This window comes from Litchfieldia alkalitelluris (assembly GCF_002153425.1).
GTDB classification, from domain to species: Bacteria; Bacillota; Bacilli; order Bacillales; family Salisediminibacteriaceae; genus Evansella; species Evansella alkalicola.
The window spans coordinates 2,577,765-2,592,104 of sequence record NZ_KZ119600.1 but is presented as its reverse complement, the minus strand read 5'-3'; the positions used below and the strand labels follow the sequence as shown (position 1 = coordinate 2,592,104).

Sequence of the window (14,340 nt, the reverse complement as noted above, 5' to 3'; positions counted from 1 at the left end):
AAACCGTCGCGAGGACGGTTTTTTTGTGCCAATAATATTAATTAAACTGCATTGCTACGAATTTTGTCCTTATTTTTAACTGGTTTTTTTGAGACAACAGCAAAAATCATAGCGACTAAGGGAAAAATCATCATGAGATAGATAATTTCTTGATAGCTTTGGAAATAATCGTAGGCTAAGGCAAATGGTAGGGGGCCAAAAGCAGACCCAATGACCATAATGGTAGAGGAAACCCCTTTAATACTTCCAATATTGTACCGACCAAAATAGTTTGGCCAAACGATTCCTAGACTGATTGCTTCAAAGCCCCCGACAATACCACGTGCCACTCCGAAGACAACTGCTGCAGAATAGGACTCCGTCGCTACGAGCAAAAACATAATCCCAATTTGTCCGGCAAAAGTTACAGCAAGTATATAATTAACTTTTACTCGTTCTACAATAAAGCCTGCCAGGAACGTAATCGGGAAGGATACCATCGCCATGATACTTAAAATAAATGCTGCTTGCGTACGTTCAATACCGCTTTCCCCTAATATAGGGACAAAGTGAAATACAATTCCAGTATTCACCATAGAGGGAACAGCGACACAAAAAAGTAATAACCAAAACTCTTTTGTTTTCATCGCTTCTTTCACTGTCCAAGTTTCTTCATGAATGGAAGATTTCTCTTTGGCTTGTTCTGTTACTTCCTTTTTTGATAAATTATCTGGAAGTAACCCCACATCTTCAGGTTTATTGCGAATGAAAATAAAAGCTAGGGGAACAAAAATCAACAGGAGTAAACCAGCCCATAGTAGCCATGACAATTGCCAACCAAGCTGATCAATTAACCATGCGTTTAAAGGCGGAAGTGCAGCAGCACTCGTAAAGCTACCGAATGCCATGAAGCTCATAGCACGACCTCTTTTTCCTACAAACCATTGCGGAATTAGTGTACCAGGGATTAGTGTCATGGAACCCTGCCCAAATAACCTGAGCATAAAGAATCCGATAAACAACATGGCGGGATTCATAATAAAACTATTAAAAATACAGGCTACAGCCAATAATAATGCAACCATTACCGTCATACTTCTCTGACCATACTTATCAACTAATCTACCAATGATAAAGAGAAGGAATCCAGCTAAAGCAGTAGCAAATAAATACATGGTGGAGACTAACGTGCTGCTCCATCCAAAATGTTTTAAATAAGCATCAATAAATATGGAAATGGAATACGTTTGGCCTGGCCCTGAGAAGAACACGGACATCGCTGCCAAGAAAACAATAATCCACCCATAGAAAAAAGGTGGATTTAGTGGAATACCATTTTTCTCTTTCATTTCTCCCTCCATACGCTGTTTAAGTATTTAGACTGTCTAAATTTTCTCCATGTATAATATACCAAACAACTTTAGGCACGTAAACATGAACTCAGGATGGAAGAAAATGATACTCTTAAAAAAATAAGAAATCTCTTCGTATAATGGAAGAGATTCATTAGTGAGAAGGCAATCTTGAACCTTGATTATCATACTATTCATGATCTAGATTTTCGGTTAATAAAAAAGACGGTAATCAAGATACATTTTTCTTAAATAAAATGTGATATTACTTAATAATCATCACTGCGCAGCAAGCTCTTTTAGCAACCTTATGACTGACACTACCGAGAACTAATTCCTGTAGACGGTTACGGCCACGACTGCCCACAACGACGAGATCGAAATCATTATCGTTAGCGTGTTTAACGATTGCTGGACCTGGTTCGCCATGTAAGTATTTAACCTCATATTTAACATTTGCTGCTTCGATTTTTTCTACACTAGGACTAATCTTTTCCTTTCGCTTCTCTTGGGCACCTAGAGTGTTCCAATTTTGGAGTACATCTCCTTTTGAATCTCCAGCAACATACACAACATGTATGGTCGTTTCTGGGTTACATTTTGCCACTTCGATGGCTTTTTCCGTTGCTCGTACAGCATATTCAGACCCGTCAGAAGCTAATAATATTTTCTTGAACAATAGCAATCCCTCCTTTTATCAATGACTGCTTAACTTATGTCTCAGTTTGTTTACTAAAAGTGTACTGGCTTCATTTAGGCCTGTAACATCCACACCTGTTCCGTTTTCTTCAAATTTTGTGATGATTTTTTCCATCGCTGCAACAGCAGAGTCATCCCAAATATGAGCATGAGTAAAGTCAAGTACCACTTCATCCAAATCCTCTTTAAAATCAAATTCTGCGATTGGCTCCGTGACAGAAGCGAAAAAAAGTTGCCCTGTAATGAAATACGTCCGTTTTTTCTTCCTATCATCAAGTTTACTTTCAATCGTCACTTTAGAAATTTTGGAAACAAAGAAGATGGCGCTTAACAGAATTCCGGCAAACACCCCTTTAGAGAGGTCATGAGTAATGACAACTGTAGCAACGGTTACGACCATTACGATGGAATCGGTGGCAGGAACGATGAATAACGTCCGCAATGAGTTCCAATCAAATGTACTAATGGACACCATTGTCATTACCCCAGCCAATGCTGCCATGGGTATTTGTACGACAATATTTCCAAGTACCATAATTAATAAGATAAGGACAATACCGGCGACGAGGGTAGAAAGACGACCTCGTCCTCCAGATTTAACATTAATAACCGATTGTCCAATCATAGCACATCCTGCCATTCCCCCAAAACAGCCCGCAACGATATTAGCAACCCCTTGTCCACTACTTTCTCTATTTTTATTACTATCTGTATCTGTCATATCATCCACAATGGTAGCTGTAAGTAGCGACTCGAGAATACCAACGATGGTTAATGATATTGCGTATGGAAAAATGATTGCCAATGTTTCATAAGCAATCGGTACCTGTGGCAGCAGAAATACTGGTAACGTTTGCGTTAATGTTCCCATATCTCCAACCGTAAACACGCTTGTCCCCGAAAACATGGTATATGCCGTAAGAGCAACGATGGCTATCAGCGTAGAAGGGATGATAGTAGTAATATACGGAAAAAGGTAAATAATCGCTAATGTGGCAGCGGCCAAAGCCAATACAAGCCAACCTTGTCCAAATAAATGGGGGATTTGTGCCTCAAAAATAAGAATGGCAAGAGCATTTACGAATCCAACCATAACCGAACGGGGGATGAATTTCATGTATCGGGCTAATTTAAAGAGCCCAACTAGGATTTGTAAAACGCCAGTTAATATGGTTGCCGCTAATAAATACTCTAGTCCGTGTCTCGCTACAAGATCAATCATTAGTAGGGCCATCGCACCAGTAGCAGCTGAAATCATTCCCGGTCTGCCACCGACAAAGGCGATAACCACTGGTATTAGGAACGAAGCATATAAACCAACCATAGGGTCGACTCCTGCAATAATAGAGAATGCGATAGCTTCTGGAATTAATGCTAACGCTACAACTATGCCTGACAAAATATCGCCCCTAATGTTTCCGAACCATTGTTCTTTTACTGTATTCACTTTAAACCTCCTTTTTTGTTTAATCCTACTTTAAGGATGTGATAATAAAGGGAGGTTTAAATTGGTAAATAGTAGAATATACCTTTGGGTTTAATAACATAAAAGTAAACGGAACCTGAGCTGAGGTAAATGGAGTGGGGGAAAATGAAAAATGCCTAAAAATTTTTTCTTCAGGCATTTTCGTAAAAAAATTATTTTATTAACGTTTTAAATAAGCGATCCCATCAGGGTGAATGCCAACATCAATGCGACCTGCTTCTTTTAATGTACTCATATCAATAATGGATACATCGTTTGTTTTATTATTGGCCACGTAAGCAAAAGACCCCTCATCATTGAATACAATTCCTCCAGCCCAAACACCTACAGGAAGTCGTTTAATTTCCCACGGCCGGACTTGTCCATTTATTTGCTGTTCTGTTTCAATGATAGAAACATCTCCCGATTCGCGATTAGCAATTAAGGCATACTTACCGTCTGGTGAAAATACAAGTCGTACTGGAATTCCACCGACACGACGCTTAAATAAAACCTCATACGATTCTGTATCAATCACAAATAAGTATTGTCCCCTTGGTTCGCTACATAAAGATGTTTTCCGTTTGGATGTACGGCAACCCCTTCAGGTCCAGGGCCAACAGGAATGTGGTTTGTGATTTCTTCTTTTTCAACATCCATAATTGTAATATTATTACTTCCGATGTTAGGGATATAAACGGTATTTCCATCAGGAGAAAAGGAAATCATGTGAGATTTATCTTGGTATGTAGGGATAACCTTCTCAATTTCATCCGTTTCCGTATTAATAATAAATACTTTCTCACTGTATGTAGATGCTAAGTAAAGCTTTTTCCCATCCTTTGTAAGACCAACGCCGTGTGGGAAGTTAAAATCGGGGTGTTCTATCCGTTTAACGATTTCAAACGTATCATTATCGATAATATCTACTTTGTTGCCTAGGGAACAGGCTACATACGTTTTTTTGCCGTCCTGTGTAACAACCACTTCATGGGGATTATGACTCGTTGCAATCGTTTTTTCTACTTCTTTTGTGTCTAAATTAACAATAGAAATTGTGTCTTCGTCTTTGTTTAGTACAATTAAATGTTCAGACATGTTTTCAACTCCTTATTTTTTTACTATAACAAGTTTAACATAAATATTTCGAGAGCAGAAATATTTTCGCGAAGGAAATAGATAATGAAGGGGGTGTGTTTGAATATTGAGAATTATAGATATATTTAAATATGTCCATTTTGTGAACTTAAATAGTAAATAAGAGAAATTTAGAGAAATTTGAAGAAAAAATAGGATGACTAACGCTTACATCCTATTTTCGTTTTTTGAGACAAAATGGTACACTCATAAACGTTCTTGCCGATCGAACTTTCTGCGGGAGAGTTCAAAAAACAAATAAAAATAAATGAAAGAGGTGCATCAATTGAATTTAACACAAAAACTAAATATGGAATGGTTGGGGAATGTTCGCGGAGATGTCTTAGCAGGAATTGTGGTTGCATTAGCCTTAATCCCAGAAGCTATTGCCTTCTCTATTATTGCTGGAGTAGATCCTATGGTAGGTCTATACGCATCCTTTTGTATTTGTCTTGTAATTGCTTTTATTGGGGGACGTCCTGGTATGATATCAGGGGCAACAGGAGCGATGGCCCTCCTTATGATTACATTAGTTGCTGATCACGGATTAGAGTATCTATTGGCAGCAACCATTTTGACTGGTATCTTGCAATTATTATTTGGGGTATTTAAATTGGCAAGCTTCATGAAATTCATTCCTAGGTCGGTGCTTATTGGCTTTGTTAATGCGTTGGCAATTCTCATTTTCACCTCCCAATTACAGCACTTTGTTGGTGAGACGTGGATTATGTATTCCTTGGTAGCATTAACATTATTAATTATTTACATTTTACCTCGTTTTACGAAAGCTGTTCCGTCAACACTTGTTGCCATCGTCGTGGTAACAGCAATTGCTATCTTTATGAATGCAGGAGTTCGTACAGTAGGTGATATGGGGGCGTTATCGCAAACATTACCAATCTTCGCGCTACCTAATATTCCACTGACTTTTGAAACACTTGCGATTATCTTTCCGTATGCATTAGCACTTGCAATCGTTGGTTTATTGGAATCACTTTTAACGGCATCCATCGTTGATGATATGACCGATACGGAAAGTGATAAAAATAAAGAAAGTCGTGGTCAAGGGATTGCAAACATGGTAACTGGATGTTTCGGTGGTATGGCAGGATGTGCCATGATTGGGCAATCTGTCATTAATGTAAAATCTGGTGGACGTGGACGGTTATCTTCCCTTGTAGCTGGTGTAGTACTGATGTTCTTAATTATTGTATTAGGTAGTGTCGTGGTACAAATCCCAATGGCAGCCCTTGCTGGTGTCATGATCATGGTATCTATCGGTACATTTGATTGGAGTTCCTTACGTAATCTTCATAAGATTCCTCGAACAGACGCAACAGTAATGGTAGTAACGGTTGGTACGGTTGTGTACACCCATGATTTGTCTAAAGGGGTATTAGCTGGGGTTGTCTTAAGTGCCATTTTCTTTGCTATGAAAATATCTAAGGTGAAAGTGGAGTCTTCTTTAGAATCAAAGACTATAAAAGTCTATCGCGTAAGAGGGCAGTTGTTCTTTGCATCCGTAACAGATTTATTAGAATCTTTTAACTTCAATGATGATGTAAAAAAGGTTATAATAGATGTATCTGGAGCACATCTATGGGATGACTCTGCCGTTGGAGCAATGGATAAAATAGAATCGAAGTATGAACAAAAGGGAATAGAAGTGGTCATACGAGGATTAAATAAGGAAAGCTCGCTCTTAATGGATAAAATCGGAGGCCTAAGTAAAGCTTCAGGACATTAATGGGTCAGTAGTATTGGAAGGGAGTCAATACTATATGGCGCAGTAGGGGGCCTTGACATGTTTTCGAAACTAGTATTGGCTACCGATGGTTCCGATCATTCCCATCGTGCAGCAGACAAAGCTATTGAACTAGCAAAGTTATCTGGAAATGCAAGTATTGAAATTATTTACGTGGTAGATGGAAGTAAATCCAAATCTGACGTATTGCAATACGGTGATACAGCTACTGTCACGAAAAAGCGGGAAGAGATGTTATCCATTTTTAGCAACAAAATAGCAGGGGAAGGTATCCCTTCTAGTATCAAGATTCTCCACGGAGTTCCAGCTGAAACGATCATCAAACATGTTAATGATAACAATTTTGATTGTTTGATTTTAGGTAGTCGTGGTAGAAGTAGAGTTCAAACCATGATATTAGGAAGTGTTAGTCATAAAGTAATGAAGTACGTAAAAGCGCCTGTATTAATGGTTAAATAAAAGTGATTGGACCAACACTTATGTGTATGGTCCAATTTTTGATTCCTTTGAAATAAGGGGGGAATATATATGGAAATTAAGTTCCAACGCTCATTGACACAAGAAGAGCAGGAAAAAGTAAGGCTATATGTGGGTTTTTATCGTGGTATCTCCTGTTTTAAGGAGGATGATCTAGTAGAAATTACTCCAAAAGAAGGTTTTGCAGGTAATGAATTCTTAGCCACCTTAAAAACTATTAGGATTCCTATAAAAAACGTTAATGTGCAATATTAGCATGGACGTTTTTTTGTTATAAAAATAAACCACGATTCCAATGATAGAAAGTGGTTTATCAACTCTTATTTGGTTGCAATAGCTACACCGAGAGGATAATGGCGACTTTCTTGTGGAGGTTCGAACATTACTCCGTTTTGGAAGTAAAACTCCACAGTTGAAAAGTCGTTAAAGAGTGCCTTAAATTCCTCCTGAGTAAGTTGAAAATAATGATATGGCCATTTAGATGGATAGTCTCTACCTTCTCCAAAAGGAGTGGACAAAATTAAAGTTCCTTTCGGATTAAGTAATGAAAGCATTTGTTTTATAAAGTAACGATCATCCTTAACGTGCTCAATAGTTTCAAATGAAACAATCGAGTCAAACGTATTAATCTTACTTTTTAAGTTTTTGTCCATGACATCAGCTGTAGTAAAAGTCATTTTTGGATTCAGGTAGTGAATGTTAGCATATGCTATCGCTTTCTCGTCAATGTCTGCTCCCACAACTTCCGTTACTTTGTTTACAGAATAATCTAATAGCATTTTACTACCATAACCAGCACCACAAGCTATATCAAGGACTCGTCCATGAACATGGCTGCTAGCAAAATAATACCGGGCACAGTGTTCTAACAAGAGTCCATTATCTGGCTTCATTTGTTCTGGGATTACCCGTTCTCCAGTATAATCCAACATAAAATAATCACCGCTTATTTTATTTTGTTTTAAATTTTCACCGGATTGGTGGAAAAATGATTTGTTACGAGGGTTCCGAGGATAGAGAGGAATCTTTTAAGGGAATTTTGAACACTTCCTTTATTATTACAATTAAAAAAATCTAGTATTTTTTCAAAGAGAAACGTTTGTCTTTTGTTTTTTTGTTCCTGCACAAGACTTACATAAAACGAAAATATCATCTTATTTGGATATCGCCTACTACTTATGACTTATAAACCATATTACCACAGGGAGTGGTTAGATTGTAGTAAGAACATCGTTTTTTAGAATATTATTCAATGTTCAGCTACAAAATGGCAGTATCCTTTCTTGCCACAACAATCGCTTTGGGATATGCCATATTGTCTTGTTTATTTTTCTCAATGACAACTCCTCGCTGGAAATAAATTTCTACTTGAATGAATGCTATTCCCAATCCATCGTTATACAATAAATCATAAATTTCCTTTTCGGTTAAACCAAATAAATGGTCATGACTCTTTTGGGGCTGTTTCTTTTTGGTCTTTAATGGAATAGACAGAATAAGCATACCACCGGGGTGTAGGGAATGATATATTGTTGTTAAAAATTCTTTGTGGTTTTGTATAACTGAAAAAAGTTCTAAAGACACGATTGTATTATATAAGTCTTTATTATCCAATAAACAATTATTAGGATTAATTAGTTGAAAAGATAGAAGTGGATGATAGTGATATTTATGTGCAAGTTCTACAGCTTCTTTGTTGAAATCCATTCCTCTTAATTCTGTGATAACCTTCTTCTTTGCTTTTGCCACTAATTTAGTTCCATATCCGAACCCACAACCTAAGTCTAAAACTCGTCCCTTACAATAGGGGAGTATAAAATAATACCGTGCTAAATACTCTAAAAATTCACCACTTGATGGGTCTACCTTAAGTGGTATTGATCGTATTGCATTTTCTTTTATCAAACTTTTCACCGCTATCTTTTATATTTTTAATGAATGTATGTTCTTATACTATATCAAGGGACTGAATAAAAGTTAAGATTTTAAAATTGTTCCTGAGATTTTTAGTAATTGGGATGTTAAGTTCTAGGAGTACAGATAGTAAAACAATATATCTTTTATTAACAATCGTTTATTTTCATAAACGGTAATTGTATAACACTAAACTAATGATGAAAATCAACTATTCCTCTTTAACAATTCTAAGTCCTCTAATAAACCCTTCCAATCTGCAAAGTCATCTGGTTCTGCTAGGTCATATTTGTTCTTTATTCCACTTAACACATCAGCAAATACAGTATGAAAATCCCCGTTGTAGCGATTAGTAAAATCATTAATATCCTGTTCAATTTCTCTAATTAGATCTTCTTTCGTTTGATTTCGTATCTTTTGTTGTTGGTGTATGCTTTGTATCCGCGAAGCCCAGATGCCATCCTTCCAGTAAAACTCGTTATGTTTCGGAAAAGAAGAATATCCTACCTGTTCAATAGTCTCCATTCCATTTTTAACCATACTCTTGATAGTCGTTCGAGAAACGCCTAACTGCTCACCCAATTCACTGCTTCGTAATAAAAAGGATGGTTGGTATGTAATATGAAGGGCCCCATGATCCGTTAGGAGCAAGTACAGTGAGTCTAAGTAATACTTAGTAAGTGCAAAATTTTCAACACTTAGTGTGTTGCTAACAAGGTATTCAACGATATAAGTCATTAGGTATTGGACCTTTTCGATGTCGATGTTTTTGCTAAACACCGTGTCATCAGTCGGTGAAATCCCTACTACGTAACTATTGAATTTCAATTGCGTAGCATAAGTCGATAGAGAGAATTTTGTTACACAATCAATAGAAGTATTTTCTTGAATCTGTGTTACTAAAAGATGAATGACTTGTGCTTTACCCTCAGAAATTTCCACATCCAACACCTCCTTTTTAACCATCATAACAGGAAATGAAACGAAAACATATTTAAGGTGTGCCCTGTGTTTGACTTTATTTCAAAGGAATAGCGATTGAAGCTTAAAATCATCTTGATATGGCTTCGTAGGTTGTATTAATATAATATTAAAGAACGTTTGTTCTTTTTTGGAAACTATAATGATGTTTTAGAGGGGGAGTAATTTATGGTGAATCGAAAGAAGATAGAAGAATTTGATGATGCTTTTCCCGATGGAGTCTTTGCTTTTCCGCCTAGTCCTAACGAACAAAAGGTGAGGACAAGAGCGCTGGCAGAATACTGTAAGCAAAACGGTAAATTACCTAAGGATTTATCCGAAGAAGAAATGCGTCAGTTCATAGTAAACGATTAGTGCCTATTTCTTATAGAGTGGCACTACTGATCACTTCGGGGTAAGAGGTGATTAGTTATTGCTTTGACCTCACCCCTTACCCAATTAAATAAACACACCTCCGGTTACACCTAATTAACATTCCATTTCGAGGAAGAGGGATTAAGAAGTTGAACATCTTTGGGTTTCAAAAATTTGATTTTAGGAGTTTTTAAGGGGTCTCTTTTCGTGAAAAGATATATAAGTAACATAATAATAATTATAGAATTATTCAAACACGAATGTTGTGGTAGTAGTTTAGTGGAATGTAGAGTGTTACTACACAGAAAAGGGTGAATGTAAAATGGAGATATCGGTCGTAAAAGGGAATTGTTGTCGTATTTATAAAAAATGCCGAATATGCAAAGAGGTTAAATATTACATGGAGTTTAGAGCAAAAGGCGGCGGTAAAGGAAAGCGAAGAGGTTATTGTTTAGAATGTACCCCTTTTAGAGAGGAACATAAGGTAGAGGATATATTATTCAGTTATGACAGCAGCATTCTAAGTGATAGTGAACAAATTTATATAAAAGGTAAGACTAGTAGCGGAAAACGATACAAGAGTGCGATCGATTACGATGTAGCTTGTATTCTAGTAAACGAGGGCAATGTTAGAGTTGTCCATGAGAAACTTATACTTAACTTATTTAATAGGAAAACTTTCAGGGAGTTTATCTTCAATCGTGATAATTATACATGTCACTATTGTGGTGAGTTTGGAAATACTATTGATCATGTTTTACCTCGATCGAAGGGTGGGAAGAAGACAGTAAAAAATTGTGTTTGCGCTTGTTTTGTCTGTAACCGAAACAAGGGATATAAAGATTATGAAAATTTTATAGAAAAGGGATTGTGTAAGTAGTTTACAGGATTATTGTTTTTTCTCAACGTATAAGATATGTCAATTAACCACGGGTGCTAAACTAATCTAAGTTTATTCTTAATAGCTGTTTATAGGGATTAGGAATTGAAGATTAAAAAGTCTGTCTGATTGAAGTGTAGAGAGAAACAAATGATAGATGATGTGGCATAGTTTATACCGAAAACATGTACAATGTATATACAACACACATACAACATATATAAAACATCTATACTAACTATATATTTAAGTAGAGAAGGCTTTGTTGTAGTATTCATAACGTGCATTGGTACTAAACTACAATCTAATGGCAGAAGTTGTTCCAACATTGTAACAATATTGTTCACGCATTGATGAAATTAACGCAATAATTATGTATTGATATAACGTCCTGAAAACAGAAATGTTTAGGGAGAGTAAGGTGGTAAAATACCTTAGTCTTTTTTCTTGCTTAATGGAAGAAATTACATCCACGAGATTGCCATGAATCTGCCGATAAGGTTAGTACGGACTAAATTAGCAAGTTGGAGTAAAAGCATTTTTACGGAAAAGCTTTGACTACTAAGCTAGTTTAGCACTTGTGTAAAATTTTACTAACCATAGTGGAGGCGAGCAAAGTGCAACAAATAACTGTGAGCAAAGTAGCGAATAACGTAGGAGTTCACGCGAATACTTTAAATAATTGGTTTAACTCCTTAAGTCAAAGGAATATTCATCATTTAAATACGAAAAAGGTAGGAGCTAGAAATACTAAGGTTTATGATAGTTTAGATTTAAAAATTGCAATTCACATTAATAGATTGAGTGCCGAAGAAAATATCCCCTTGGACGATATCTTTGATAATCTACACATGTTTTTTGATTTAAGAAGAATAGGTGTAGACCAAAATGAGGAAGGACTATTGATGATGGATATACCATCTGAACAAGGTTTTACAGATACAGAAATATGGGAAAAGGTAGCTGATGAATTGGAAAAATATAAACAAGAAATTCATGAATTGATTAGATCCACTTATATGGAAATTGATAAAGAGGGAAGAATTAAAGAACTTCGGGACCTCCACCATATAATTATTGCATTAGAGGTTAAAGCGCTAAATACTTGGCAGGAAAATAATAAAGTTAAATATAAGTGGATGAAGATCTTCAAAAAAGATAATTCATTAGAAAGAGACAAATTCGTTAAAAATTATGTGAATGACAACTTTAGTGAATTGGTTAACAAGCATATTTTAAATGAATAAATGACCTGCAGTGGAGAAAGTTGTTTGCCTTCTCTACTGATTTAATCTTCTCTTCAAAAAGATAAACGAATGCCGGACTATTTTTTTTCCAAAGTTTCCACATATAATTGGTGGTAAAAAAGGAACAATTTTCCTTGTGTTATTGGGGATGTAGGATATTTTTACTTGCCAGTGGCTCATTTAGTCGTAGCATTTTTAATTGCATAACCTGTGTATTTTTTTGTGTTTGCAAATACCCTGTTTATTCAAGGGTTAGGGCTACATTTAGGAGCTGATTTTCTTATGTGAATATATAGCTTAAATTGCACTTTAAATTTCGCCGCTTGATTGCAATTTTGTTTGTTTCACATAATCCCATAAACAGAACATCACCCACAAGGTATGGGTTCTTTTACCAGTTTACCGAAACGAATAGGCTATCTATAATAAAAATATAAGTTAATCTTTTATTCTAATTTCTATCTGAGGATAGGATGTATCGTGCCGCGCAATGCGGAAAACTATTCTATTGTTTGTTAAGTCGTTTCAATTTTTGTAGAAAAAATGACTTAGAATATAATCGTAAGAAGTAAGTAATTCTATTATTTATTTCTAAAAGGGAAAAAAGCCCGCTTGTTGACATTATCTCTAGATGTCTACAAGTGGGCTTTTTCATATGGGGAAGGGATGAGATAAGAGAAGAAAAAGATCCATCATAGCTGCCCTTCAAAAATATATACAATAGGTGGAATTGATTTCTGCAATATCCCCTTATCAAGCTTTCAAAAAATTTTTTTTCGAAGGAGAAATAACAATGAAACGAAAGTCAAGAAACAGCATAACAAAACTAGAGAAAAGAATATTGGAACAGATTTATAAGTATCGTTTTCTAACGAACAAACTATTAGCTTTAATTCTTTTTAACCACTTAGACTCTTGTATTGATACTAAAAAAACGTATGTGTCAAAGGCTATAAAGAGGCTTCGTGAAGAAGAAGGGCTAATATCTTCAAAGAGTAGTGACAATGATTCAAAGGAAGATATTCATTTATTAAAAAAAAAGGTGTGGATTTTGTTAAGGGTTATATAAAAGTGGACCAACAAGATCCCACTGCTGGTTTCGGTGGCGTGTATGGTGATTTTACTGCAAAAAGGCTCTCCGATATAAAAAAAACAATTAAACATCATTTGATGTTTGTAGAATATGCGATCCGTAAAGAGCGAGATGGTTATTTTGTCCGACATAATTTATATTGTCCACAAAATTATGAGAACAACAAGTTACTCCCAGATGGAGAATTGCAATTGGTGAATGGGGAAATTATTTCAGTGGAAGTTGATACGGGTTCAATGCGTCTAAGTCAACTGGTGGGGAAATTTGAGAATTATAAAAACTTTTTCGATCACTGCTTAAATAAGAATCAACCAATTCCATGGATTGCTATAACATTTGTAACTAGTCAAGACGATGTGCCATTGGAAAAAAATGCAAACTTAAAACGTATTTTTAGTGCTGCTTCAATTGGGCTAGTGCATTATTGTTGGGAGGTGGATATTTTAGTTGGGGAATACAGATTAATGCAGCTACTTCAAAATAATCAAGAATTGTTACTGAATAATAACATCCCCATCCCTTCAAGAGCAACATCAATGGAGATTGACAAAGTGGAGACTTATAAAGAAAGTAATGAAGCAATACAACAACCAGTTGTAGAAAAAACAGAAACAAGTTGGGAAGAAAAACGCCAGAAATATGTTCAGGCAGAAGAAGAACGTATTAGGAAAGAGCTATATAAAGAAGCCCATAAAAAGTGGTATGAACTCCCTGAAAAGAATCGAACGATTGTGATAGGTGCACATTTTGGATTTATAGGTGGAGAAAGAGTCGAAAATACTGAGAAGAAGAAACGGTTAATTAATGAGTACTTTGATTCAAATATAGACGCCCGAATAAAGAAAATAAAAGTACCGCTATTATTTTTTGATGATTAAAATAAATTTTTTGGGGGATTTTCCGTTATCCCAATAATTGCGTAAGAGGATATATTTTGTTGGAGCAATTTTCACAAGTAAATGGATGTCAATTGACATCCATTTACTACTTACTTATG

At 35.9% G+C, this 14,340-nt stretch carries 16 protein-coding genes; 8 read left to right on the top strand and 8 right to left on the bottom strand.

Features of this window, described 5'->3' with window-relative positions; translation table 11 throughout:
* Positions 1 to 41: 41 nt before the first annotated feature.
* From BW724_RS12365 to BW724_RS24080, 5 genes are all read right to left on the bottom strand, one after another.
* Positions 42 to 1,328: an MFS transporter gene (locus BW724_RS12365; protein ID WP_088075509.1), complete on the bottom strand. Its 1,287-nt coding sequence runs from the start codon at positions 1,326 to 1,328 to the stop codon at positions 42 to 44.
* Positions 1,329 to 1,596: 268 nt separating this feature from the next.
* Positions 1,597 to 2,010 (bottom strand): universal stress protein, encoded by a 414-nt coding sequence (locus BW724_RS12360; RefSeq protein ID WP_088075508.1) that lies wholly within the window; start codon positions 2,008 to 2,010, stop codon positions 1,597 to 1,599.
* An 18-nt stretch (positions 2,011 to 2,028) separates the two neighbouring features.
* Positions 2,029 to 3,477: a SulP family inorganic anion transporter gene (locus tag BW724_RS12355; RefSeq protein WP_235848963.1), complete on the bottom strand. Its 1,449-nt coding sequence runs from the start codon at positions 3,475 to 3,477 to the stop codon at positions 2,029 to 2,031.
* Between the two features lie 199 nt (positions 3,478 to 3,676).
* Positions 3,677 to 4,033 (bottom strand): YncE family protein, encoded by a 357-nt coding sequence (locus BW724_RS24085; RefSeq protein WP_235848962.1) that lies wholly within the window; start codon positions 4,031 to 4,033, stop codon positions 3,677 to 3,679.
* Entirely contained in the window at positions 4,030 to 4,593 is a 564-nt protein-coding gene (locus BW724_RS24080) for a YncE family protein (protein WP_235848961.1), read from the bottom strand. The genes BW724_RS24085 and BW724_RS24080 overlap by 4 nt, the downstream gene beginning before the upstream one ends.
* 349 nt (positions 4,594 to 4,942) lie before the next feature.
* Between BW724_RS24080 and BW724_RS12345 the strand changes: the two genes are divergently transcribed.
* From BW724_RS12345 to BW724_RS12335, 3 genes are all read left to right on the top strand, one after another.
* Positions 4,943 to 6,379: a SulP family inorganic anion transporter gene (locus tag BW724_RS12345; protein WP_419178076.1), complete on the top strand. Its 1,437-nt coding sequence runs from the start codon at positions 4,943 to 4,945 to the stop codon at positions 6,377 to 6,379.
* Between the two features lie 57 nt (positions 6,380 to 6,436).
* Entirely contained in the window at positions 6,437 to 6,856 is a 420-nt protein-coding gene (locus BW724_RS12340) for a universal stress protein (RefSeq protein ID WP_088075506.1), read from the top strand.
* A 69-nt stretch (positions 6,857 to 6,925) separates the two neighbouring features.
* The gene (locus tag BW724_RS12335; protein WP_088075505.1) at positions 6,926 to 7,129 is read left to right on the top strand and encodes a hypothetical protein; all 204 of its coding nucleotides are present in this window, start codon (positions 6,926 to 6,928) and stop codon (positions 7,127 to 7,129) included.
* A gap of 65 nt (positions 7,130 to 7,194) precedes the next feature.
* Here the strand turns inward: BW724_RS12335 and BW724_RS12330 are convergent, their stop codons facing one another.
* From BW724_RS12330 to BW724_RS12320, 3 genes are all read right to left on the bottom strand, one after another.
* The gene (locus BW724_RS12330) at positions 7,195 to 7,806 is read right to left on the bottom strand and encodes a class I SAM-dependent methyltransferase (RefSeq protein WP_088075504.1); all 612 of its coding nucleotides are present in this window, start codon (positions 7,804 to 7,806) and stop codon (positions 7,195 to 7,197) included.
* Positions 7,807 to 8,134: 328 nt separating this feature from the next.
* A complete protein-coding gene (locus tag BW724_RS12325) occupies positions 8,135 to 8,779 on the bottom strand; it encodes a class I SAM-dependent methyltransferase (protein ID WP_176371399.1) in 645 nt (214 codons plus the stop codon).
* Positions 8,780 to 8,995: 216 nt separating this feature from the next.
* The gene (locus tag BW724_RS12320) at positions 8,996 to 9,730 is read right to left on the bottom strand and encodes a hypothetical protein (RefSeq protein ID WP_088075502.1); all 735 of its coding nucleotides are present in this window, start codon (positions 9,728 to 9,730) and stop codon (positions 8,996 to 8,998) included.
* Positions 9,731 to 9,937: 207 nt separating this feature from the next.
* Between BW724_RS12320 and BW724_RS12315 the strand changes: the two genes are divergently transcribed.
* From BW724_RS12315 to BW724_RS12295, 5 genes are all read left to right on the top strand, one after another.
* Positions 9,938 to 10,123: a hypothetical protein gene (locus tag BW724_RS12315; protein ID WP_088075501.1), complete on the top strand. Its 186-nt coding sequence runs from the start codon at positions 9,938 to 9,940 to the stop codon at positions 10,121 to 10,123.
* A gap of 400 nt (positions 10,124 to 10,523) precedes the next feature.
* Positions 10,524 to 11,003 carry an HNH endonuclease gene (locus tag BW724_RS12310; protein ID WP_176371398.1) on the top strand — a complete coding sequence of 160 codons (480 nt, stop codon included), beginning with the start codon at positions 10,524 to 10,526 and terminating at the stop codon, positions 11,001 to 11,003.
* A gap of 617 nt (positions 11,004 to 11,620) precedes the next feature.
* Entirely contained in the window at positions 11,621 to 12,250 is a 630-nt protein-coding gene (locus tag BW724_RS12305; RefSeq protein WP_088075499.1) for a hypothetical protein, read from the top strand.
* A 793-nt stretch (positions 12,251 to 13,043) separates the two neighbouring features.
* On the top strand, positions 13,044 to 13,319 hold the full coding sequence (locus tag BW724_RS12300) for a hypothetical protein (protein ID WP_140354963.1): 276 nt from the start codon (positions 13,044 to 13,046) through the stop codon (positions 13,317 to 13,319).
* A 2-nt stretch (positions 13,320 to 13,321) separates the two neighbouring features.
* Positions 13,322 to 14,221, top strand: a complete 900-nt coding sequence (locus BW724_RS12295) for a replication-relaxation family protein (protein WP_140354962.1) — start codon at positions 13,322 to 13,324, stop codon at positions 14,219 to 14,221.
* The last annotated feature ends 119 nt before the right edge of the window (positions 14,222 to 14,340 follow it).